General features: G+C 64.4%; 21 protein-coding genes. 12 read left to right on the forward strand and 9 right to left on the reverse strand.

What is annotated here, in order from left to right:
- Positions 1 to 80: 80 nt before the first annotated feature.
- Together AB5Y80_RS04065 and AB5Y80_RS04070 are read right to left on the reverse strand one after the other, a co-directional pair.
- On the reverse strand, positions 81 to 521 hold the full coding sequence (locus tag AB5Y80_RS04065; RefSeq protein ID WP_042864402.1) for an NUDIX hydrolase: 441 nt from the start codon (positions 519 to 521) through the stop codon (positions 81 to 83).
- Positions 522 to 699: 178 nt separating this feature from the next.
- Positions 700 to 1,704 carry an NADP-dependent oxidoreductase gene (locus AB5Y80_RS04070; RefSeq protein ID WP_322131915.1) on the reverse strand — a complete coding sequence of 335 codons (1,005 nt, stop codon included), beginning with the start codon at positions 1,702 to 1,704 and terminating at the stop codon, positions 700 to 702.
- A gap of 176 nt (positions 1,705 to 1,880) precedes the next feature.
- On the opposite strand from AB5Y80_RS04070, the gene AB5Y80_RS04075 reads away from it, so the two are divergent.
- The 3 genes from AB5Y80_RS04075 (at position 1,881) to AB5Y80_RS04085 (ending at position 3,038) form a co-directional block, all read left to right on the forward strand.
- Positions 1,881 to 2,306 carry a MarR family winged helix-turn-helix transcriptional regulator gene (locus AB5Y80_RS04075; RefSeq protein WP_029313694.1) on the forward strand — a complete coding sequence of 142 codons (426 nt, stop codon included), beginning with the start codon at positions 1,881 to 1,883 and terminating at the stop codon, positions 2,304 to 2,306.
- A gap of 35 nt (positions 2,307 to 2,341) precedes the next feature.
- Positions 2,342 to 2,572 carry a hypothetical protein gene (locus AB5Y80_RS04080; protein ID WP_029313696.1) on the forward strand — a complete coding sequence of 77 codons (231 nt, stop codon included), beginning with the start codon at positions 2,342 to 2,344 and terminating at the stop codon, positions 2,570 to 2,572.
- A gap of 148 nt (positions 2,573 to 2,720) precedes the next feature.
- Positions 2,721 to 3,038, forward strand: coding sequence for a hypothetical protein (locus tag AB5Y80_RS04085; protein ID WP_042883398.1), 318 nt, complete (start codon positions 2,721 to 2,723; stop codon positions 3,036 to 3,038).
- Positions 3,039 to 3,167: 129 nt separating this feature from the next.
- On the opposite strand, the gene AB5Y80_RS04090 is transcribed toward AB5Y80_RS04085, so the two are convergent.
- Both AB5Y80_RS04090 and AB5Y80_RS04095 read right to left on the reverse strand, forming a co-directional pair.
- Positions 3,168 to 3,644, reverse strand: a complete 477-nt coding sequence (locus AB5Y80_RS04090; RefSeq protein WP_010672894.1) for an Lrp/AsnC family transcriptional regulator — start codon at positions 3,642 to 3,644, stop codon at positions 3,168 to 3,170.
- Positions 3,645 to 3,953: 309 nt separating this feature from the next.
- The gene (locus AB5Y80_RS04095; RefSeq protein WP_041214535.1) at positions 3,954 to 4,577 is read right to left on the reverse strand and encodes a metalloregulator ArsR/SmtB family transcription factor; all 624 of its coding nucleotides are present in this window, start codon (positions 4,575 to 4,577) and stop codon (positions 3,954 to 3,956) included.
- A gap of 148 nt (positions 4,578 to 4,725) precedes the next feature.
- Between AB5Y80_RS04095 and AB5Y80_RS04100 the strand changes: the two genes are divergently transcribed.
- Positions 4,726 to 5,976: an MFS transporter gene (locus AB5Y80_RS04100; RefSeq protein ID WP_368172544.1), complete on the forward strand. Its 1,251-nt coding sequence runs from the start codon at positions 4,726 to 4,728 to the stop codon at positions 5,974 to 5,976.
- A 236-nt stretch (positions 5,977 to 6,212) separates the two neighbouring features.
- Positions 6,213 to 7,034 carry a Cof-type HAD-IIB family hydrolase gene (locus AB5Y80_RS04105; protein WP_010672897.1) on the forward strand — a complete coding sequence of 274 codons (822 nt, stop codon included), beginning with the start codon at positions 6,213 to 6,215 and terminating at the stop codon, positions 7,032 to 7,034.
- A gap of 54 nt (positions 7,035 to 7,088) precedes the next feature.
- Here AB5Y80_RS04105 and AB5Y80_RS04110 read toward each other — a convergent pair whose 3' ends face one another.
- A complete protein-coding gene (locus tag AB5Y80_RS04110; RefSeq protein ID WP_010672898.1) occupies positions 7,089 to 7,652 on the reverse strand; it encodes a DUF2799 domain-containing protein in 564 nt (187 codons plus the stop codon).
- A gap of 200 nt (positions 7,653 to 7,852) precedes the next feature.
- Between AB5Y80_RS04110 and AB5Y80_RS04115 the strand changes: the two genes are divergently transcribed.
- From AB5Y80_RS04115 to AB5Y80_RS04125, 3 genes are all read left to right on the forward strand, one after another.
- Positions 7,853 to 8,692: an isopenicillin N synthase family oxygenase gene (locus AB5Y80_RS04115; RefSeq protein ID WP_010672899.1), complete on the forward strand. Its 840-nt coding sequence runs from the start codon at positions 7,853 to 7,855 to the stop codon at positions 8,690 to 8,692.
- A 209-nt stretch (positions 8,693 to 8,901) separates the two neighbouring features.
- The gene (locus tag AB5Y80_RS04120) at positions 8,902 to 10,215 is read left to right on the forward strand and encodes a sodium-dependent transporter (protein WP_042015790.1); all 1,314 of its coding nucleotides are present in this window, start codon (positions 8,902 to 8,904) and stop codon (positions 10,213 to 10,215) included.
- A gap of 412 nt (positions 10,216 to 10,627) precedes the next feature.
- Positions 10,628 to 11,941: a sodium-dependent transporter gene (locus AB5Y80_RS04125; protein WP_368172545.1), complete on the forward strand. Its 1,314-nt coding sequence runs from the start codon at positions 10,628 to 10,630 to the stop codon at positions 11,939 to 11,941.
- Between the two features lie 36 nt (positions 11,942 to 11,977).
- Here the strand turns inward: AB5Y80_RS04125 and AB5Y80_RS04130 are convergent, their stop codons facing one another.
- The 3 genes from AB5Y80_RS04130 to AB5Y80_RS04140 all read right to left on the reverse strand — a co-directional run bounded on the left by AB5Y80_RS04130 (position 11,978) and on the right by AB5Y80_RS04140 (position 15,624).
- Positions 11,978 to 13,615, reverse strand: a complete 1,638-nt coding sequence (locus tag AB5Y80_RS04130) for a hypothetical protein (RefSeq protein WP_368172546.1) — start codon at positions 13,613 to 13,615, stop codon at positions 11,978 to 11,980.
- 141 nt (positions 13,616 to 13,756) lie between these two features.
- Positions 13,757 to 14,221: a hypothetical protein gene (locus tag AB5Y80_RS04135; RefSeq protein WP_134997174.1), complete on the reverse strand. Its 465-nt coding sequence runs from the start codon at positions 14,219 to 14,221 to the stop codon at positions 13,757 to 13,759.
- Positions 14,222 to 14,250: 29 nt separating this feature from the next.
- Positions 14,251 to 15,624, reverse strand: coding sequence for a PLP-dependent aminotransferase family protein (locus AB5Y80_RS04140; RefSeq protein ID WP_048206924.1), 1,374 nt, complete (start codon positions 15,622 to 15,624; stop codon positions 14,251 to 14,253).
- 116 nt (positions 15,625 to 15,740) lie between these two features.
- On the opposite strand from AB5Y80_RS04140, the gene AB5Y80_RS04145 reads away from it, so the two are divergent.
- From AB5Y80_RS04145 to AB5Y80_RS04160, 4 genes are all read left to right on the forward strand, one after another.
- Complete coding sequence (locus tag AB5Y80_RS04145) at positions 15,741 to 16,337, forward strand: LysE family translocator (protein ID WP_039039402.1); 597 nt, start codon at positions 15,741 to 15,743, stop codon at positions 16,335 to 16,337.
- Between the two features lie 102 nt (positions 16,338 to 16,439).
- Positions 16,440 to 17,030, forward strand: a complete 591-nt coding sequence (locus tag AB5Y80_RS04150; protein ID WP_010672906.1) for a LysE family translocator — start codon at positions 16,440 to 16,442, stop codon at positions 17,028 to 17,030.
- A 136-nt stretch (positions 17,031 to 17,166) separates the two neighbouring features.
- Positions 17,167 to 17,859, forward strand: a complete 693-nt coding sequence (locus tag AB5Y80_RS04155) for an aspartate/glutamate racemase family protein (RefSeq protein WP_041214542.1) — start codon at positions 17,167 to 17,169, stop codon at positions 17,857 to 17,859.
- Between the two features lie 219 nt (positions 17,860 to 18,078).
- The gene (locus AB5Y80_RS04160; RefSeq protein WP_010672908.1) at positions 18,079 to 19,293 is read left to right on the forward strand and encodes an aldose 1-epimerase family protein; all 1,215 of its coding nucleotides are present in this window, start codon (positions 18,079 to 18,081) and stop codon (positions 19,291 to 19,293) included.
- 60 nt (positions 19,294 to 19,353) lie between these two features.
- On the opposite strand, the gene AB5Y80_RS04165 is transcribed toward AB5Y80_RS04160, so the two are convergent.
- Positions 19,354 to 21,144 carry a long-chain fatty acid--CoA ligase gene (locus AB5Y80_RS04165; protein WP_103244259.1) on the reverse strand — a complete coding sequence of 597 codons (1,791 nt, stop codon included), beginning with the start codon at positions 21,142 to 21,144 and terminating at the stop codon, positions 19,354 to 19,356.
- Positions 21,145 to 21,295 lie beyond the last annotated feature (151 nt).

Here is a 21,295-nt window from a genome sequence, read left to right on the forward strand (position 1 = left end):
AGGGGCTGGCGGGGTGGCTGGTCGCCTCCGCCAGCAGACGAGAGGTGCCGGGGTGACGCGCGGCAGCCTGCCGGTGAGGGTCAGGGGGCAGGTTGTGGCTGGGGCAGGTAGCATTGTCCCGCCAGCCAGCAGGCGATGGACTGGCGACTGGCATCGAAGTGAGGCTCGGGCAGAGTGTGCGGGTCGCACCAGATCCAGCCCTCGCATTTTTCCGGCTCCAGCAGTTGCGGCTCCCCGTCCACCTCTGCCAGCAGGGTGACCGAGATGTAGTGTAGGCCGCTCTCGCGCCAGGTCTCCAGGTTGTTGGTGACGGCGATGACGCGAGGCTGGCGGATGACGAAGCCGGTCTCCTCCGCCACCTCCCGGATGGCTGCCGACTCGAAGGTTTCCCCCAATTCCAGATGACCACCTGCGATGGACCAGTAGGGGGCATGGCTGCCCTTGCGCTTGCCAAGCAGTACCTGGCCCTGGCCATTGGTGAGAATGACGCCGACACCGACGCGAGGATAGGGGGTAGACATAGGGAAGGCTCCTTGCTGAGACGGCGGGGTGCGCCAGGGAAAACGGGCCCACCTTAGGGGGGATGGGCCCGTTGTGCAAGCCGCCTGTTCAAGGGCGATCGGATGCCGATTTTCCATCGCTTAAATGGATGGGTCTGGCGACATTCTATCTGTTAAACAGATGGGAAACGCCCCCGGATCAGGGCAGTCTGACCAGCATCTTGCCGGTATTGTGGCCCTGGAACAGTCCGATAAAGGCTTGCGGCATGCTGGCCAGCCCCTCGCTGACGGTCTCCTCGGCCTGGAGGGTGCCCGCTTCGAAGGCCGGCATGGCCTCGGCCAGGAACTCCCCGTAGTGTTGCCAGTGATCGGAGACCAGCAGCCCCTGCATGAGGATGCGCTTGCGGATCACCTGGGAGAGGTTGCGCGGGCCGCTGGCCTGGCCGTTGCTGTTGTACTGCTCGATGAGGCCGCACAGCACGATGCGCCCGTGCACCACCAGGTGGTTGAGGGCGGCATCCAGCATGGCGCCCCCCACGTTCTCGAAGTAGACGTGGATGCCTTCGGGGGCGAGGCGGGCCAGTTCGGCGTCGAGATCCGGGGTCTCCCGGTAGTTGATCACCGCATCGGCACCCAGGGTCTTGAGGTAGGCGACCTTGTCGGCCGAGCCGGTGGAGCCGATGACCCTGGCCCCCGCCTGCTTGGCGAGCTGGACCGCCATGGTGCCGACCGCCCCGGAGGCCGCCGAGACCAGCAGGGTTTCACCGGCCTTCAGGTGTGCCACCTTGTGCAGGCCCGCCCAGGCGGTCATGCCCGGCATGCCGAGGGCGCCGAGGAAGCGCTGGGGCGGCAGGGTGGTGTCGGGCAGACGGGTGAGCTGGGCGGCGTTTGCCACGAAGGCATCCCGCCAGCCCAGCATGCTGCTCACCTTGTCCCCCACCTTGAAATCGGGATGGCGCGATGCCTGTACCGTGCCGATGGCGCCGCCGTCGAGGGGACCGTTGAGGGGGAAGGGAGGAACGTAGCTCTTGGCCTCGCTCATGCGGCCGCGCATGTAGGGGTCCACCGACAGCCACTGGTTGGCGACCTGCACCTCTCCCTCCTGCAGGGCGGGCAGGGGCACGTCCCGGAGGGCGAAGTCCTCCAGGGTGGGGAGACCGGTGGGGCGACGCAGCAGTTGGATTTGATGGCTGATGGCATTCATGGGCATTCTCCGGCAGTGGGGCCGCGCGTCGGGCGGCGGCCTGGTATTTTTGTTTGTGTGCAAACTAAAATCAGGGTAGTCCTGAACGCGGGGGCTGGCAACTGTTTTGTGTGCAAACTATTCAGCCCCGAAGTTGATGGGGTATACTGCCCCCCTTGTCGTCAGCGAGGTCCTCCATGAGCGAATTGAAAAAGCAGGTCTGTTTTGCCCTCTACAGCGCCTCCAATGCGGTGATGCGTGCCTATCGGCCGCTGCTGGACAAGCTGGATCTCACCTATACCCAGTACCTGGTGATGCTCTCGCTCTGGGCCCGGGACGAGGTCAGCCTCAAGGAGATAGGGCAGGAGACCGGACTGGATGCGGGCACCCTGACCCCCATCGTCAAGCGGCTGGAGAGCAAGGGGTGGCTGACCCGCACCGTCTCCCACGAGGATGAGCGGCAAAAGTGCATCAGCCTGACCGAGGCGGGACGCCAGTTGCAGCAGGAGGTCAGGGAGTGCTGTCTGGCGGACAGCTTGCGCAATCAGGTGGATCTGGCCGATGCTGAGTTGGCCCAGCTCAAGCAGCTTTGCGATCGCGTGGCGGCGCAGCTGGGGCGCTGATCCCTTTTCCCGTCAGGAGTGACCCGATGAAACCCATGCAATCCCTGCTTCCTCTGTTTGCCATCCTGCTGTGCGCCTGCGCCGATACCTCCTATCCCCGTTCCGAGTTGCAGATCGACGATGCCGATGCCTGGCAGGCCATCTGCAAGGACGGGGTCCGGGTGAGGGCGGTCACCGACGAGGGGATCTGTGCGGATCACCGCGGGGTGGCCATGTGGACAAATAAACCAAGGGCTGCACGGATGGCAGAAGAAGCGGCCAAGTAGTGTGACCTGTACGACATAAAATGACATGACCGGCCATGGGGCCGGTTTTTTTCGCGATCTTGCCAGCACTTTGGCACCTTGTTCATGGTGCACTCATTTTTCTCTTCCCATACTGGCCCTCAAGGTAGCAAACCAACAGGAGAGAGAGATGCAATCATCCATCGTCGGGCTCTCCATTCTGTGGGGGCTGGCCAGCTTTGGTGTTCAGGGGGATTTCATCGAGAGCCGTGATACCGCCTCCCCCTCCTGGCAGGCCGAGTCCAGAGTGGAGATGGAAGGGTACTTGATGGAGTCGTTGGGCGCCGATCGCTGGGTGTTCGACAACGGCAGCGAGAGCCTGGAAATCTCTCTGCCCAAAGGGCAGTGGGTGTCGACCGGTGAGCGGCTGCGGCTGCGCGGCGAACCCCTGCAGGAGCAGAACGGCTGGTTGCTGCAGGTGCAGGACGTCAGCCAGGTCGAGATATGACGAGGCGTTCGCCACCTGGCGGGCGATGGCGCCCGGGGGCTGTGTTGACCGCGAATGCCCTTGATAGCAGAGACAAGAAGAGGAGGCCCGGGCCTCCTCTTGCTTTTGGTGCTCCCCGGATACGGGGGGTCAGCCCAGGTGGTTGAGGGGCAGGGCGGTCTTGTGTTTGATGCGGCGCAGCACGAAGCTCGAACGCACCCCGGTCACGCCGGAGATGTGGGTCAGCTTGTCCAGCAGGAAGTGCTGGTAGTGCTCCATGTCCCGCACCACCACCTTGAGCTGGTAATCCGCATCGTTGCCGGTGATGAGGTCGCACTCCAGCACCTCGGGCAGATCCTTGACGGCGCGATCGAAGTTCTCGAACCGCTCCGGAGTGTGCCTGTCCATGGAGATGTGAATGTAGGCGGTGAGGGTCAGCCCCAGCTGGCGGGCATTGAGCAGGGTGACATGGGTATCGATGAGACCGGCATCCTCCAGCGCCTTGACCCGGCGCGAGCAGGGGGAGGGAGAGAGCCCGACCAGCTCGGCCAGCTCCAGGTTGCTGATGCGGCCATTTTCCTGCATCAGCTCCAGAATATGCCTGTCTATACGATCAAGTTTCAGCATTCTCCGTACCTCTTCGCAATTACTAATCCACTTTTCCTAGATTAAGGGTGAACTATTGCAAAAACAACTGAAAATACCTGCTACTTCACAACCACTCACCGCATCGCGGGGAGTACCATGGTTACATCTTCCGGTGGCAAGACAGGCGCCCGACCAGGCACCTGTGGTGAAGGACCTTACCGGGTCAAGAGCCCCATCAGCCGTTCGACCTTATCGGGAAACAACGGGCTGGAACGAGAGCACCCCCTCCCCGAAGGCAACAAAGCAGGCATCCCGGCGCCTGCTTTGTTGTTTTTGCGTTCCGCCCGCTCAGGGGCGGGGCGGTCGGATGCGATAGAGGCAGCGGCTGTCCCCCTCCAGCAGATACTGCTCCCGCTCCACCTCGGCCGGCGCCAGCAACCGGCGAAACAGCGCCAGCTCGCTGCGGCAAAAGCCCCGACAGGCTCTGGCCGCACTGCAGATGGGGCAGTGACTCTCCCACCACAGCCAGCTGCCGTCCTCCTCCTGCGACATGTCCGCCATATACCCCTCCTGGGTGCGCAGCGCCTTGAGCGTCATCAGCCTGTCTGCCAGCGCCGGCTGGGTCAGCCTGGATTCATAGCGTGCCTGCATCTGCTGCTCCCGCCGCGTGATGAGCTGCTCCATGCCCGCGTCGCCAAACACCTGCCGGATGTCGTCGATCAGCTGCAGGGTCAGATCGCCATGGGTGTCGGGGAAGCGTTGCCAGGCCTGGTCGGTGAGGTGCCACAGACGCACCGGGCGACCGCGGCCGCGGGCCTCGTCGCTAAACCCCACCCAGCCCTCGGACTCCAGGGCCATCAGGTGCTGGCGCGCCCCCATGGACGTCATCTGCAACTGGTCGCCGAGTTCGGCGGCGCTCTGGGGGCCGCGGGTTTTCAGCAGATAGAGGATCTTGTCGGTACTGGCGTTCATGGGGGCTCCGGTGGTGGGTATCGGTGCGGTGACCGCCTGGATGAGGTCATTATGGGTAGCAGGGCGATTTAAATCAACAATCTGCTTTACTTAATGGACGACCCCTCACAATATAAATAAACCGATGACTTTATTTAATGAGGCGAAGATGGAAGGGATCAAGGGACAGGCGACCCTCTGGGTATTGGTGATGACGGTGACGCTGGCGGTGGCGGGGTTCAGCCTGCCTTCCCCCGTCCTGGCGCCGCTGCTGCTGGATCCGGCCCAGGGCATGCTGACGCCACAGGCGTCGGACTGGAGCCGCAAGGTGTGGCTTGGCGTCATCATGGGGCTCTATCCGTTGTTTCAACTGTTGGGGGCCCCCTTGCTTGGCCGTCTCTCCGATCGTCATGGGCGCAAGCCGGTGCTGACCCTCTGTCTGGTGGGGGTGCTGGCGGGGTATGTGCTGATGGCCCTCGGCATCGCCTGGCGTTCCCTGCCGCTCTTGCTGCTGAGCCGGGTGGTGGAGGGCTTCTTCAACGGCGACATCGCCATCGTGCAGGCGATGGCGGCGGACATGAGCACGGCCAGGACCAAGGCCCGCAACTTCGCCCGCATCAACATTGGCATGAACCTGGGCTGGGTGGTGGGCCCCATGATCGGGGGCTATGCGGCCGTGGTCTCGGGGGATTACAGCCTGGCGGCCTGGCTGGCGGCCTGGCTGGCGGTGGGGATGACGGTGATCAACCTGCTGCTGGTGCTCTGGCTGCTGCCCAATCGTCCCCCGGTGCCGGCGACCCGGGATGAGGTTCCTCTCTCGACCCGCCAATTGCTGTTGCAACCTCGTCTCCTGCCCTACTTTGCCCTGACCCTGGCAAGCTACGGGGCGGTACAGCTCTACTTCACCTACTTCAATGTCTGGCTGGTGGAGCGGCTGGCATGGGATCCGGTGCAACTGGCCCAGGCCGCCGTGCTGGTGAGCGTGCCCATGATGCTGGGCTCCTGGATCGGTGAGCAGCTGGCACGGCACTGGCGCGGCAGCTCCCTTGGCATCGTCGGCCACCTGGTGATGGCGGCGGGCATGCTGATGTTCATCCTGCCGACCCAGTGGTGGGGGCTCGCGCTCACCTTCATCCCGGCGGGCATCGGCATGAGTCTGGGGGAGCTGGCCACCTCGGTGGCGGTCTCCAACCGCAGCCATGCCAGCCAGCAGGGGCAGGCGATGGGGCTCTACCGCGGTCTGGCGGTGGGCAGCGAGATCCTGGCGGTGGTGCTGGGCAGCCTGGTGCTGCTGGCGGGGACCGAGTGGCCCTTCTACCTGGCCGGCCTCTGCGGCGTGATCTGTGCCCTCGGTTTCTACGGATTGCGCAGACGGGCGGACAGGCGAAACGCCGTGGCCGGGTGCGCCGAGGCGGGCTGACGAAGGGCGCGGGGATCACAGTTCGGCGACGGGATGGCGGGCCGGACTTGCATCGCGGCGCCGAGTCTGGGACGGTATGGCTCTTTGCTCCGCTTTTCCCGATCCCCCGGTGAGCGCGTCTCCCATCATGGACCCTGCGATGCCCAGTCCGCATTCCCGGCGGTGAGATGTGTCGTCATGGCACTGGAAACGGGAGGGGATGGCGCCGCACCCGTCTCGACATTCTTGGAGGTGATATGAGTCGTTATCAGGCCATTGCATTGGACATGGACGGTACCCTGCTGAACCGGGATCACAAGATCTCGTCCGCTACCCGGGCGGCCCTGGCCCAGGCCCGGGCCCACGACATCAAGGTGCTGCTGGTGACGGGTCGCCACTTCATGACGGCCCGTCCCTTCCACCACGAGCTGGCCCTCGACACCCCCATCATCTGCAGCAACGGTGCCTACCTCTATGATCCGGTGCAGGAGAGGATCCTCGCCGGGGATCCCCTGGCCGTGGCGCCCCTCACTGCCCTGCTGGAGGAGGTGCAGGCCCAGCAGATGGGGGCGCTGTTCCACCTGGGGGACGGCATCGGCTACCTGGGCTGCGAGGAGCACGTGGGCCGGATGCGGCGTTGGTCGGCAACCCAGCCGGATCATCTCAAGGTCTCCCTGCTGCCCGCCGAGGATATCGAGTCCTGGTTGCAGTCCCCCATCTGGAAGCTGGAGTTGTTCAACCAGGACCCCGGCCGGTTGCACCGTTTCGTCGGGGAGGTGGTGGAGAGACTGCCCTTCACCCGTGACTGGGCGGCCCCCTATGCGGTGGAGCTGGTGCAGCCAGGTTGCAGCAAGGGCAACCGGCTGGCCCAGTGGGCGGCGAGCGAGGGGATCGCCATGGAGAACCTGGTGGCCTTTGGCGACAACAACAACGACATCAGCATGTTCGAGCAGGTGGGGCTGGCGGTGGCCATGGGCAATGCGGCGCCCCAGATCCAGGCCCATGCAGATCGGGTCACCGCGGATCACAACGAGGATGGCATCGCCCTGGCGTTGCAGCGCTGGGTCCTGCCCGCCTGAGGGGAAAAACAGTCTGCGGCATAAACAGAAAGGGGCCATGTCGGCCCCTTTTTGTCAGCTCCCGAAGGAGAACTGGATCACCCGATCCGGGAAGCGCAGCCGGTTGTAGTCCCGGTATACCCCTTCGTAGTGACGGATGGCGCGCTCGCGCTGGGCACGGTAGTAGTCGCGCTGGCGGCTGTCGCTCTCGCCCCGGATCTGCTGATCCAGCTGGTGGATGCTCCGCTCGGTGCGCTCCAGCTCCTGCTGCAATTCGCCGAGGCGCTGCTCCAGCAGGTACTCCTTGCGGCCGCGCTCGAACTGGGTGAGGAAGCTGGTGTCGTTGGGGCAGACCCCCAGGTATTCGCTCCCCTCCCGTCCCTTGCTGTAGGCCAGCTCGGGGATGCAATAGAGCTCCAGCCCCTTGGCGTAGCCGCGCTGCCACTCCGCCTCATCCACCTTGAGGCCGTATTCCCCGCAGGTCTTCTGATAGTCGCGGGTGGCGCTCCGGGTCTTGCCCTGCTCCCCGTCCTGATAGCCCTGGTTGTACCAGCTCATGGCACGGCACTCCTCCTCCGAGAGGGAACTGCACCCGGCGAGCAGGAAGGGAAGGGTCAACAACAGTATCTTGGGGGACATGAGGGGGCTCCGACAGCAAAGGGGGTGGGGCATTCTAGAAGAGGAGGCCCGTCCGGGACAAGCACCGGGCGAGGGGGCCGTATCATGATGTTTTTATCAGTATTTTCAAGCCGTTGTAGACGGGCTTCCGGCAGCCTTTTCTTGCCGGGGGAGGCAGGGTAAACTGCGCCTACTTTTAACTGGCATGTAACATAAAAACAATGAAAGTCCTGACCGTCGATTATCGCTCCCCCGATGCGGCCGAGCGCTTCACCGAATCCCTGCGCACCACCGGCTTCGGGGTGCTGACTCACCACCCCATCCCGAAGGAGCTGGTGCAGTCCATCTATGACAACTGGTATCGCTTCTTCATGAGCGAACAGAAGCAGGATTTCCTGTTCAATCGCGAGACCCAGGACGGCTACTTCCCGCCCTCGGTGTCCGAGGTGGCCAAGGGTCACAGCCAGAAGGACATCAAGGAGTACTTCCACATCTATCCCTGGGGCCAGATGCCGGCAGAGCTGAAAGAGCAGGCGATGGAGTACTACCGCCTCGCCAACGATCTGGCCGCCGAGCTGCTGGGCTGGGTGGAGCAGCACACCCCGGGCGACATCGCCGCCCACTACAGCTGCCCGCTCTCCTCCATGATCGAAGAGAGCCACAAGACCCTGCTGCGGGTGCTGCACTACCCGCCCTTCGACGGCACCGAGGAGCCGGGCGCCATCCGCGCCGCCGCCCATGAAGACATCAACCTGCTGACCATTCTGCCCGCCTCCAACGAGCCGGGCCTGCAGGTGAAAGGTTCAGACGGGGAGTGGATGGACGTGCCCTGCGATTTCGGCACCCTCATCATCAACATCGGTGACATGCTGCAGGAGGCCTCCCGCGGCTACTACCCCTCCACCACCCACAGGGTCATCAACCCGACCGGGGGCAGTGCCGCCAAGTCCCGCATCTCCTTGCCGCTCTTCCTGCACCCCCGTCCGGATGTGGTGCTCTCGGAGCGTCACACCGCCCACAGCTATCTGATGGAGCGGTTGCGGGAGCTGGGGGTGATCTAATCCCGCCAGACCCGGGCAGACAACAAACCGGAGCATCCCCGCTCCGGTTTTTATTTTGTGGCACGATTGGTTGGTTATCCGAATTTTATTGGTTAATGATGCTAAAAACTGAGTTTTATATCGGATATACGCCGAGTGATTGCGCGCCCGCGGGCGTACTCTGAGCGCCATTTCGGGCCTCGCTGGCAGGCCTTTCGCGTGGAGTTCTTATGAAGCAGTCCCAATGGTCATCCCGGCTCGGTTACATCCTGGCCGCCGCAGGTTCCGCGGTCGGTCTCGGCGCCATCTGGAAGTTCCCCTATGTCACCGCCGCCAACGGTGGCGGCGCCTTCCTGCTGGTCTTTCTGTTGTTCAGCTTCACCCTGGGGGTGGCGGTGCTGATGGGGGAGACCCTGATCGGCAGCCTGACCCGGCGCGGGGTGGTGGGCGCCTTTGGTGAACTGATGGGCAGGCGCTGGCGCTGGGTCGGTGCCATGGGCTTGCTGTGCAGCCTGCTCATCTTCTGTTTCTACAGCGTGGTGGGCGGCTGGACCCTGGGGTACACGGGCATGGCCCTGGCGGGGGAGCTGCAACAGGGGGACGGCGCGGCACTGACCGCCCGTTTCAACGACTACGTCGGTGATCCGCTCTGGCCGGTGCTGACCCACCTGCTGTTTGCCGGCTTGACCTGGTGGTTCGTGCGGGGCGGTGTTCAACAAGGGGTGGAGCGCACCCTGCGCTGGATGATGCCGGCCCTCTTCATCATGATCCTGCTGCTGGTGGCCTTCGGCCTCACCCTGCCGGGCGCTATGGCCGGGGTGCGCCACTTCCTGATGCCCGATTTCAGCAAGCTCGGCATGTCGGGTGTGCTGGACGCCATGGGGCTGGCCTTTTTCTCCCTCTCCATCGGCCTTGGCATCCACACCACCTATGGCGCCTACCTGCCTTCCAGTGAAGGGGTCGGTCGCTCCAGCCTCTGGGTGGTGCTGCTGGCGAGCGTCATCGCCGTGCTGGCGGGCCTGATGATCTTCCCGGTACTGGCGGCGACCGGCATTGATCCGGCCTCGGGCCCGGGCCTCACCTTCATGACCATGCCGGCGGTGTTCCAGCAACTGCCCTTCGGCCAGGGGCTGGCGGTGGTGTTCTTCTCCCTGCTGGTGGTGGCGGCGCTCTCCTCCTCCATCTCCCTGCTGGAGCATTTGCAGTGCTTCCTGTGCGAGAGCCTGGGCTGGTCCCGCCGCGCGGCGTGCAACCTGGTCATTGCCCTGGTGATGGCGGGTGGCATCCCGGTGAGCCTGTCGTTTGGTCCCTGGGCCACCCTGACCCTGTTTGGCAAGAATATCTTCGAGTTGCTGGACTTCATCACCTCCAACCTGATGATGCCCCTGTTCGGGCTGGCCCTGACGCTGCTGCTGGGCTGGCGGCTCGGTCGCCAGGCGCTGCCCGAAGGGCTGGCTCCCCACTGGCGAGCCCTGCTGATGGGCTGCTGGCGCTGGCTGGCTCCCCTGCTCATTGGCGGCATTCTGGTGCGCGGCCTGGTGTAGGGAGGGGTGGTCATCTCTGCCACTCCCCGGCCGGGCTGGCCGGGGAGTGGGGTGGCAGGATTGACTCTTTATAAAAATCTTTTAATTAAAAATAAACAGAGTAATGATCTGAGATTTCGATATTTTGTTTTGGTTAAATCTGTTTTTGGTTCTGTTTTAGACTATTTCCTGTCAACTTCTCTTGCCATGGTTTAGGCTGTGGCTCCTTTTTACCGTGCAGGCGTCGCCCTCCCATGTCACCCCTTATCGCTCTCTGTGGCCGATTTAGCCCCTTCCTGGAGAGGTGACCTTGCAGGTGTCGTTTGTCTGACTGTTCATTGCAAAGGTCGCCCTCAGGCGGCCTTTTTTGTTGCGGCGCACACCGCGTCTAGCCATGGAGTATCGAACTGATGTTGTCTTGCCCGGAGGTTGTATGAGCCAGGTTCAGTGGTCTTCCCGTATTGGTCATGTGCTGGCGGCCGCCGGCTCGGCGATCGGCCTTGGCGCCATCTGGAAGTTTCCCTATGTGACAGCCACCAACGGGGGCGGTGCCTTCCTGTTGGTGTTCCTGCTCTTCAGCTTCACCCTGGGGGTCGCGGTGCTGGTGGGGGAGACCCTGCTCGGCAGCCGCAGCCAGCGCGGCGTGCTCGGCGCCTTCCACAAGCTGGTGGGGCCGAACTGGCGCTGGATGGGTTACATGGGGATCCTGTGTGGCTTCTTCATCTACAGCTTCTACAGCGTGGTGGGGGGCTGGACCGTCGGCTATGCGGCCCTGGCCGTGGGCGGCGAGCTCAACCTGAGTGAGGCGAGCACCCTCACCGCACTCTTTACCGGTTATGTGAGCGATCCCCTCTGGCCGGCCCTCACCCATCTCGTCTTCGCCGGGCTCACCTGGTGGTTCGTGCAGGGAGGGCTGCAACAGGGGGTGGAGCGGGCGCTGCGCTGGATGATGCCGGCCCTGTTCGTGATGATGCTGCTCCTGGTGGTGACCGGGCTCTCCATGCCGGGGGCCATGGCCGGGGTACGCCAGTTCCTGATGCCCGACTTCTCCCACCTGACGGGGCAGGGGGTGCTCGACGCCCTGGGGCTGGCGTTCTTCTCCCTCTCCATTGGCCTCGGGGTACACACCACCTATGGCGCCTACCTGCCGAGCAGTGACGGGGCGCTGCGCTCCGGGGTCTGGGTAGTCACCCTGGCGAGCTGCATCTCGGTGCTGGCGGGGCTGATGATCTTCCCGGTGCTGGCCTCCACCGGCATCGATCCTGCCGCCGGCCCCGGCCTCACCTTCATGACCATGCCGGCGGTGTTCAACCACCTGCCGTTCGGTCAGGGGCTGGCGGTGATCTTCTTCCTGCTGCTGCTGGTGGCGGCGCTCTCCTCCTCCATCTCCATGCTGGAGCACCTGGTGCGCTTCACCACCGAGGAGTGGGGCTGGTCGCGCCGCAATGCCTGCCGGGTGCTGACCCTGCTCATCATGGCCTGCGGCATTCCGGTCAGTCTGTCGTTCGGCCCCTGGGCGGACTACACCCTGTTTGGCAAAACCCTGTTCGATCTGCTGGATTACCTCACCTCCAACCTGATGATGCCCCTGTTCGGTCTGGTGCTGACCCTGCTGCTTGGCTGGAAGCTGGGGGACAGTATTGTGCCGGCGGATCTCTCGCCGCTGATGCGTGGCGCGCTGCTCTGGTGCTGGCGGCTGATCGCCCCCCTGCTGATCGTGGGGATCCTGGTGCGGGGCTTGTTGTAACGCACCAGCCAGGGCGGCATGCACCGCCCTGGATGGCTATAGGCCCTGGTGGGGACCGAGGGGCGGCAGTTTGGGGGCCAGGTGGGATCTCACCTGTTGCAGGGTCTCCCGATAGGCGTTCCCATGGTGCTCCAGGAAGGCGGCACTGTGGTTGAGACGCTGCTCCAGCCTGTCCACCAGGCGGGCCACCGCCGGGGCCGCCATGCCGGCGGGCCAGCACTGGGTCAGCAATACCAGCAGTTGCCAGGTATCCCCCGCCTGGGCCGGGAATCGCTCCTGCAGGGTCAGAGCGCTCTGCACGGCGAGCTGGAGCTGACCCGTGGTCATGGCCCGTTGCCGCTCCTCGCGCAGCTGGGTCAGCTGCTGCTCCCGCTGCGCCAGTTGCCCCGCCAGATCGTCGACCACCTGCAAAATGAGCCCCTGCAACAGCGGGGTCTGTGCCACCGGCCCCTGATACTGGCCGAGCTGGGCCAGATAACGCTGGGCATGGTGGGGAAGCCCGCAGAACTGGCTGACGGCCACCCCGAGCAACTGGTTGAGGTGATTGTCCCGCGCCGCCTCCGGCGGGTGCTTGGCCAGCAGCATCAAGGCGTCATCGAATCGATAATCCAGACCCAGCATCAGGGCGCGCAGCAGCCCCTCCTCGTGGGCCCGCAGGGTCACGGCCTGCTGACCGAGCTCCTCCAGGGCCTGCTGCAGCCCATGAACTCTGGCCTCTCCCGGTGGATGCCAGAGCACCGCCAGGGTCGCATCCAGCAGGCAGCGTTCGACGGAGTGGCGAAACGTCTGTTTGGGGAAGTAGCGCAGGATGAAATCGGTGGCCTGCGCCAGCACCTGACCTTCATCCCTTCGCAGCAAGGCCAGCAAAATGGCCACCTGGCGCCACTGCGGCTGCCAGGGGCAGCGTTGCAGCAAGCCTGACAAGGTTTCCCAGGCAGGATCCCACTGCGCCTCGTGCAGTTGGCAGGCGAGAACCAGCGCCTGATGGATGACGGGGGGCAGTCGCTCCCGGTTGCGGGCCAGATCCTTGTGGGCACTCTCCACCCGGTTCAGCCCGAGCAGGGCCTGGTTCAGCCCCTGGCGTGGCCACCAGGCATCGTGCTCCGTGGTGCAGATGGCGTAGTGCTGGGCGGCCTGCACCCGTTCCCCGGCTTGCAGCAGCATGTAGCCCTTTACCCTGTCCATCTGTGCTTCCAGCCCCTTGTGGCTGGCGTGCCGGTAAAGCAGATCCTCGCACTGGGCGCAGGCGCTGCGCCACTCCCTGAGCGCCATGGGGGTGGCCAGGGGGCGGGTCACCGTGGTCAGTGCCAGCAGCGCTTGCAGGCTGTACGCCAGCTGCTCCGTGGTGAAGGGCACGGCCAGACGCAGGGCGAAATAGAGGTCGGAGGGGGGGAACTGGCCGGTGTCCTCGTCCTGCTCCAGCAGCAGGAGCACGCAGCCGGGCGCGAGCAGGCCCAGGTGGTGTGCTTCATGCAGCAGCCTGACGCCCTCGTGGGCCTGGTGGTGATACTGGCGGCAAAGAATGGCATCGAAGGCGTGCTGTCGCAGCAGGGCGGGCAGGCTTGCTATCTCTTTGCAGTGGAACAGCTCGGTGGGGGGCAGCCCCAGATCACTCAGTCCCTGGGTGAGGGTCGAGCCCATCATGGCATCGTCTTCGATGAGGAGGATCTGCATCTTTGACGCTCCTTCGCCGGTCGGGGGGGGCGAGGTTGGATTCAAAGGTAGCCTCCACTCTCCCGCGAGAGCCAGAGGGGGTCAATACCCCACCTGGGTCAGGGATGGCTCAGCGCAGCCTCGGGCGGGGCAAAAAAAGCATCACTGAAGGCCTGGCCCCCTGGCCGAGAAGGGGCAGTCCCGCTGGGGGACACGCAGCTCCCCGGCGCCCGCCTCTCCCTGCCAGGCGAGCTCGAGCTGGCCCAGGCGCCCGAGGCGGCGCAGCTCGAACTCGTAGCGCAGGCAGGGGTTGTCGGTGGGCAGGCGCGTCATTCCGGCGGGCAGCCGGTAGTCGTAGCGCAGCAGAGGGCCATCTTGCAGTCGGCTCTGCACGGGCACCAGCCCCTCCGCCGTCGGTGCGGGGGCCTTGAGATAGCGGCGCAGCGCCACCGGGGCGTCGATGGCTTTTTGATAGTGAAGGCCGTTCATGGCTGCCAACTCCTCCTCCAGCCGCGTCAGCTCCCCCTCCAGTCCGCTCAGGGCGGCGCCAAGCTGTTGATGGGCCGGGGAGGCGCAGCCTCCCAGCAGCAGGGTCGCGATGAGCAGGGCGGGACGGACGGCAGACATGAAGGTTCCTCGGGTGCCAGGGTCAATGACTATAGCAGGGGATTGGTGGGCGGCGTGCCCCTCAGCAGCCCGGCGAGGCGCTCCAGCCCTTCGGCGACGCGGGCGTCGGTGGCGGGCTGGCTCAGGCTGAGGCGTACTCCCTGCGGGGCGGCAAACTGGCCGGCGGCGAAGTGTTCTCCGCTGGCGACCCCCACGTCAAGGGCGTTGGCGGCCTCCGCAAACTCCTGGCTGCGCCAGGGCTCGGGCAGTGGCAGCCAGGCGTGCATGGACCCCGGCTGCCAGCGCGCTCCCGGCAGCAGGTGGCGCAGGAGCTCACCCCGGCGCGCCAGGATTTTTCGCTGGTGTTCGATGAGCGGCATGATCTGGCGCTGGCTCACCAGCTTGCAGGCCAGCTCGATGAGCAGCGGACTCACCATCCAGCTCGACAGCCGCATCGCCTGGGCGAAGCCGTTGCGAAGGGCGGGAGGGGACAACACGAAGCCGACCCGCAGGCCGCCGCAGGCGATCTTGGCGAGACTGCCGAGGTAGATGACCCGCTCCGGTGCCAGGTTGACCAGGGGAGGGAGCGCACTTTCGGGCAGCAGGCCATTGACGTCATCCTCGACGATCAGCAGATCGTGGCGACGGGCGATGGCGACGATGGCGTCGCGCCGCGCCAGGCTCATGGTGGCCGTGGTGGGGTTTTGCAGGGTGGGGGTGAGGTAGAGCAGCTTGGCCCGGCGGGTACGGCACGCGGCATCCAGCGCCTCCGGCAGCAGTCCCTCCTCATCCATCGCCAGTCCCACCACCTGATTCTTGAGCTGGCGTGCATTGCCCAGCATGCCGGGGTAGCTCAGTCCCTCGCAAAACAGGGTCTCTCCCACGCAACCGGTGGCAAGCAGGGCCAGCATGATGCCGTGCTGGGCCCCATGGCTGAACAGCAGGCGATCTTCGCTCGCCGTGATGCCCTGCTCGGCGAGCCAGTCGACGAACAGCTGGCGCTGTGCGGGGCGTCCCGCCTCCTTGTCATAACCGAGCAGGCCGTTGAGATCCCCCTGCGCCAGCTCGGTGAGCAGGGGCCGGATGATGGCGCCCCTGTCCAGCTGGACCGGGAGGTTCTGCCACAGCTCGATGCGCTGGCTGTCTTCATTGCGGATCACCCATTCGTTGGCGGGATCCGCCGCTCCCCTGACCCAGGTGCCGTGCCCGACCCGGGCCGCCAGCAGGCCCCGTCGCTCCGCCTCGGTGTAGGCGCGGGTGACGGTGCCCACGGTGACACCCAGCTTGTCTGCCAGGGCCCTGTGGGTCGGCAGCCGGGTCTCGGGTGAGAGGATACCGGTGGAGATGGCCTGCTCGATGGCCTTGACCAGTTTGAGGTAGAGGGGCCCCTCGAAAGGGGTGAGGTCGGGCGTCCAGATTGTCATGGTGACAATAAATCCATTGATCCAAGATTGTCCGCAATATAGCGTGATTATCAGCCTGTACACAACCAACAAGCACACATTGTATCGGTACAATGTGGCGAGAAAGGAGTCTCCCCATGACCATCGAATGGTATGCCACCCTGTTTGGCTTCGCCCTGCTCACCTGCGGCACGCCCGGGCCGAACAACCTGATGTTGACGGCGTCCGGCGCCAACTTCGGCGTGCGGCGCACCCTGCCCCATCTCATCGGGGTGGCGGTGGGCCAGCCTGTGTTGCAACTGGTGCTGGCGCTCGGCTTTTATCCGCTGTTCGAGCGCTGGCCCCTGCTCAAGCTGAGCCTGCAGGTGCTGGGCAGCCTTTACCTGCTGTGGCTGGCGTGGCGTATCGCGGTGGCAGGCGCCCCCGGAGATCCCGCCAGCCGTGCCCGCCCCTTGACCCTGCTTGAAGGGCTGGGCTTCCAGTTCCTCAATCCCAAGGCGTGGATGATGGGGATCTCGGCCATCAGTCTGTTCAGCCTGCCGGGGAGCGACTACTGGCCGAGCATGTGGGGCATCATGAGTGTCTTCCCCATGGCGGGGTTCCCGGTCTGCTTCGCCTGGGTGATGTTTGGCCATCAGCTCAGCCGCTGGATCAACTCGGACAAGGGGTGGCGTCGTCTCAACGGAAGCCTGGGTGCCTTGACCGCCCTGTGCGTGGTGATGCTCTGGTATTAACAGCGTCTTGATTATTCATGCAAAGAAAATGCATTGCTGACCTTGTCGTCAGGGCGTCGGCTCTGCATATTAGGAGGCTTGCCGTATCTGAACGAGGTTGAGATGGATCTGAACTGGTTGCTCCCCCTGGCGGGCTTTGCCCTTATCACCTGTGGCACGCCGGGCCCCAACAACATGCTGCTCACCAGTGCCGGGGCTGCCCAGGGGTTTCGCCGCTCCGTGCCTCTGCTGGTGGGGGTGGTGGGGGGCATCAACCTGATGATCCTGGCCACGGCCCTGGGGCTTGGGGTGGTGTTCGAGCGTCTGCCCCTGCTGCACGACGGCCTCAAGCTGGTGGGGTCGGCCTACCTGCTCTGGCTGGCCTGGAAGGTGGCCAACGCCAGTGGCCCGGCGGAGGGGAACCGGCCGCTCATCCCGGCCCATCAGGGGGCCATGCTGCAACTGCTCAATCCCAAAGCCTGGATGATGGCGCTCTCCGCCATCAGCGGCTTCACCCTGGCGGGGGAGGCTTACTGGCCGTCCGCGGGCTGGGTGCTCGGCATTTTCTTCGTGACCGGCCTCTATACCGGTGCCTTCTGGGTGCTGTTCGGTGCCCAGGTGCGCCGCCTCATCCGCACCGCCACCGGCTGGCGTCGTTTCAATCTGGGCATGGGGCTCGCCACGGCGGCCTGCGTGCTGATGATCTGGGTTTAGGCCTCGGCCTGAGCCTTTACCGGCTGTCTTGTTGGCCCTTCGGGGCCTTTTTTATTGCTGGTGCGGTGCGATCAAACGCGCCCCCCTGAGGGATTGCGGCATTGGTTTGCACCATCGGGTGACATAAGGAGATCCCATGAAATGTATCGGTCTGCTGGGTGGCATGAGCTGGGAGTCCACCGTCAGCTATTACCAGGCCCTCAACCGGGGAGTACGCGAGCGGCTCGGCGGTCTGCACTCGGCGCGGGTGCTGCTGAGCAGCGTGGATTTTGCCGGGATAGAGCGGTTGCAGCACGCCGGTGACTGGCCCGCCACCGCCCGTCTGCTGGCGGCCGAGGCCAGGGCCATTCAGGCCGGTGGCGCCGATTTTCTGCTGATCGGGACCAACACCATGCACAAGGTGGCGCCGGAGATCGAGGCCGCCATCGACATTCCCCTGCTCCACATCGCCGATGCCACGGCCCATCGCCTCCAGGCCGACGGGGTGACCCGGGTGGGCTTGCTCGGCACCCGCTTCACCATGGAGCAGGATTTCTACAAGGGGCGGCTCCAGGAGCGCTTCGGGCTGGAGGTGCTGGTGCCTGATGACGCTGCACGGGAGCGGGTGCACCGCATCATCTATGACGAACTCTGCCTCGGCGACATTCGCGAGTCGTCTCAGGCCGAGTATCTGGCCATCATCGCCGATCTGGCACAGGCCGGTGCCCAGGCGGTGATCCTGGGTTGCACCGAGATCGCCCTGCTGGTGGGGGCGTGCCAGGCCGCCGTGCCCCTCTATGACACCACCGCCATCCACGCCGAAGCCGCGGTGACGCTGGCCCTTGCCTGATGTGGTGCGGGCGGGGTGACCCTCTCGGCGCCCCGCCTGTTTTTTCCTCCTTTCATAACTGTGAGTCAGCCTTCATTTCAGCAGGGCTGAAGCCGTTTTTATTGTCAATCGGCTCACATTTCCTCCGTTTGTCTCTTGAGTCCGGGGCGTCAGACGCCTAGTTTTCGATCACTGAAACGATTCAGCTTTCACAAAAACAAGAGACACGAGGATAAATCCATGTTGAAGAAACTCTCCATTGCCGTGCTGCTCGCCCTGGGCGCCACCGCGGGTCACGCCGCCGAATTTCTGCTGACCGACTCCCAGCAAGGGCTGGATGTGGGCGACTGGAAGATCACCAGCGAGAAGCTCGGCATCAAGAGTCCGGTTCCCTTCACCATCGAGAAGAAACGCCTGCACGGTGGCCGCCAGGAAGGGGTGGATCTGCTCATCGTCGACAACGGCGTCATGAAGATCACCCTGGTGCCGACCCGCGGCATGGGGATCAAGGAGGTCAAGGCGGCGGATCTGCGCCTCGGCTGGGATTCACCAGTCAAGGAGGTGGTCAACCCCGCCTTCATCGATCTCGAGAGCCGTGGGGGCCTCGGCTGGCTCGACGGCTTCAACGAGATGCTGGTGCGCTGCGGCTACGAGTGGACGGGTCATCCCGGGGTGGATGACGACGGCCGCCTCAAGAGCCTCCATGGCCGGGTGCAGAACATTCCCGCCTCCGTGGTCAGCGTGACCGTGGACGACGAGCCGCCCTATGCCATCCACGTGCTGGGCCGGGTGGACGAGCGCACCTTCAAGATGAGCGAACTGGTCACCTGGACCCAGCTGAGCGTGGTGCCCGGTCAGGCGGAGTTTGCCCTGCAGGACAAGCTGACCAACCACGCTGACTACGAGAACGAGTACCAGATCATCTATCACGGCAACTTCGGGGCCCCCATTCTGGAGGAGGGTGCCAGGGTGAGCACGCCGGTGAAGCAGATCTCCCCGTTCAATGACTACGCCAAGGCCGGACTCAAGGGCTGGCAAACCTATCTGGGGCCCACCAAGGGCTTCGACGAGATGGTGTTCAACCTGGTGCCCTACAGCGACGCCGACGGCAATACCCTGGCAGTGCTGAACAACCGGGCCGGCAACGCCGGAGTGGCGGTGGGCTACAACACCCGACAGCTGCCGGTGCTGACCCTGTGGAAGAACACCGACACCCGGGCCCAGGGCTATGTGACCGGCATCGAACCCGGTACCAGCTATGCCTACAGCACCAAGTACCAGCGCCCGCTCGGGCTGGTCCCCAAGATCCAGCCGGGGGAGACCAAGACCTTCGATCTGACCTATCGCCTGCTGCAAAATGCCGACGAGGTGAAGCAGGCCCTGGCCCAGGTGGAGAAGATCCAGGGCGGTCGGGCCACCGAGCTGCGCGAGCAACCCCTGGTCAAGCTGCCATAAGGGAGAGACGCCCAGCAAAAAGCCGCTCCATGAGCGGCTTTTTCATATCAGGCCCGTCGATCAGACGTGGCTGTACATGGCTTCTATCTCGCGCTGGTACTTGGCCTCGATGATCTTGCGGCGCAGCTTCATGGTGGGGGTGATCTCCCCGAGCTCCATGGAGAAGGCGCTCGGTAGCAGGGTGAACTTCTTCACCTGCTCGAACTTGGCCAGCTCCTTTTGCAGATCCTGAATGCGGGCCTCGAAGAACTCCATCACCCGGGAGTGGCGCAGCAGCTCGGTCTTGCACTGGTACTGCAGGTTGATGGAGCGGGCGTACTCCTCCAGGGACTCGAAGCAGGGCACGATGAGCGCCGACACGAAGTGGCGGGCATCGGCGACGATGGCAATCTGCTCGATGAAGCGATCCTTGCCGAGGGTCCCCTCGACCAGTTGCGGCGCCACGTACTTGCCGTTGGAGGTCTTCATCAGCTCCTTCAAGCGCTCGGTGAAGTAGATGTTGCCCTCGTCATCCAGCTCGCCTGCATCGCCGGTGCGCAGGAAGCCATCCTCGGTCATCACCTCGGCGGTGGCCTCCGGCTTGTTGTAGTAGCCACGCATCACGGTGGGGGCGCGCACCAGCAGTTCATTGTTCTCGCCGAGTTTCACCTCGATGCCGTTTAGCGCCGTGCCGATGGAGCCCAGCCTGAACTGGGTGTCTTCATAGCAGCAGACGGTGGCGGTGGTCTCGGTCATGCCGTAGCCGTACTTGAGGTTGAGCCCCATGGCCTGGAAGAAGAGATTCACCTCGTCCGCGAGACGGGCGCCCGCCACCGGCAGGAAGCGGGTGCGACCGCCGAAACGGGCGCGCAGCTTGCGAAACACCAGGCGCTCGGCAAGCCAGAGCTGGCCATAGAGCAGGGGAGAGGCGGACTTGCCCGCCTGACGGGTGGCGACCATCTGCTTGCCCACCCGGGTGGCCCAGCCGAACAGGGCGCGGCGCAGGCGCGGCGCCTGGGCGACCTTGGCCTGGATCATGGCGTAGGCCTTCTCGTAGAGGCGGGGCACGGCGCACATCACGGTGGGCTTCACCTCGCCGATGACATCCATCACCTTCTGCGGGTCGCGAATGTAGACGTTCTCGGCGCCGCAATAGAGCACGTAGTAGCTCCAGGCACGCTCGAACACATGGCTCAGCGGCAGCATGCAGAGGGAGACATCCTGCTCGCTGAGGTCGAGGCGAGCGTCATGCATCTCGAAGCAGGCGGCCATGTTGGCGAAATCGAGCATGACCCCCTTGGGTTCGCCCGTGGTGCCCGAGGTGTAGATGAGGGTCAGCAGGTCGTCCATGCGGTAGTGGCGCTCGCGCTCGCGCAGCACCTGCTCGCTGGGTTGGTGGTTGCCGGAGACGAGGAAGGTCTGGAAGTGGCTGGCCGAGGCGCAGCCGCGCAGATCGACGGTGCCGTCCAAGGCGACGATGTGGCTTATCTCGCCGCTGTCGATGAGGTGCAGCGCCTGATCGAACTGGGGCTGCTCCCCCACGAACAGCATCCTGATGCCGGCATCCTTGACGATGTAGCGCAGCTGATCGAGGGTGCTGGTGGGGTAGATGGGTACGCTGACGCCACGGGCGGCCAGGATGCCGAGGTCGGCCTGGGTCCACTCGGGCATGTTGCGGGCATAGATGCCGACCATCTCGCCGGACTGGTGGCCCGCCCGGATCAGTCCCTGGGCGCAATAATCCATGGCCTGACCCAGGGTTCGCCAGCCGATGGCGCGCCACTGGCCATCCTGCTGGACGCGCAGGGCGGCCTTGTTGCCAAGGCGGGCAATACGCTCACGCATCACTCTAACCAGATGAAACTGCGACATCTCACGCATCCTCAAGTAACAGTTGTGCGCCCGCAGGGGGCACCAAAATCGGGGCTGGAGTTTAAACTCTAACATTACAGCTTACAAGTGTGCGCCATTTGTCCTGGATCACAAAGTCGTCAACCAGATGAGAGTGAGGCATGATAGGGGG

The organism is Aeromonas sp. R2-1, assembly GCF_040908425.1.
Classification (GTDB): Bacteria; Pseudomonadota; Gammaproteobacteria; order Enterobacterales; family Aeromonadaceae; genus Aeromonas; species Aeromonas caviae.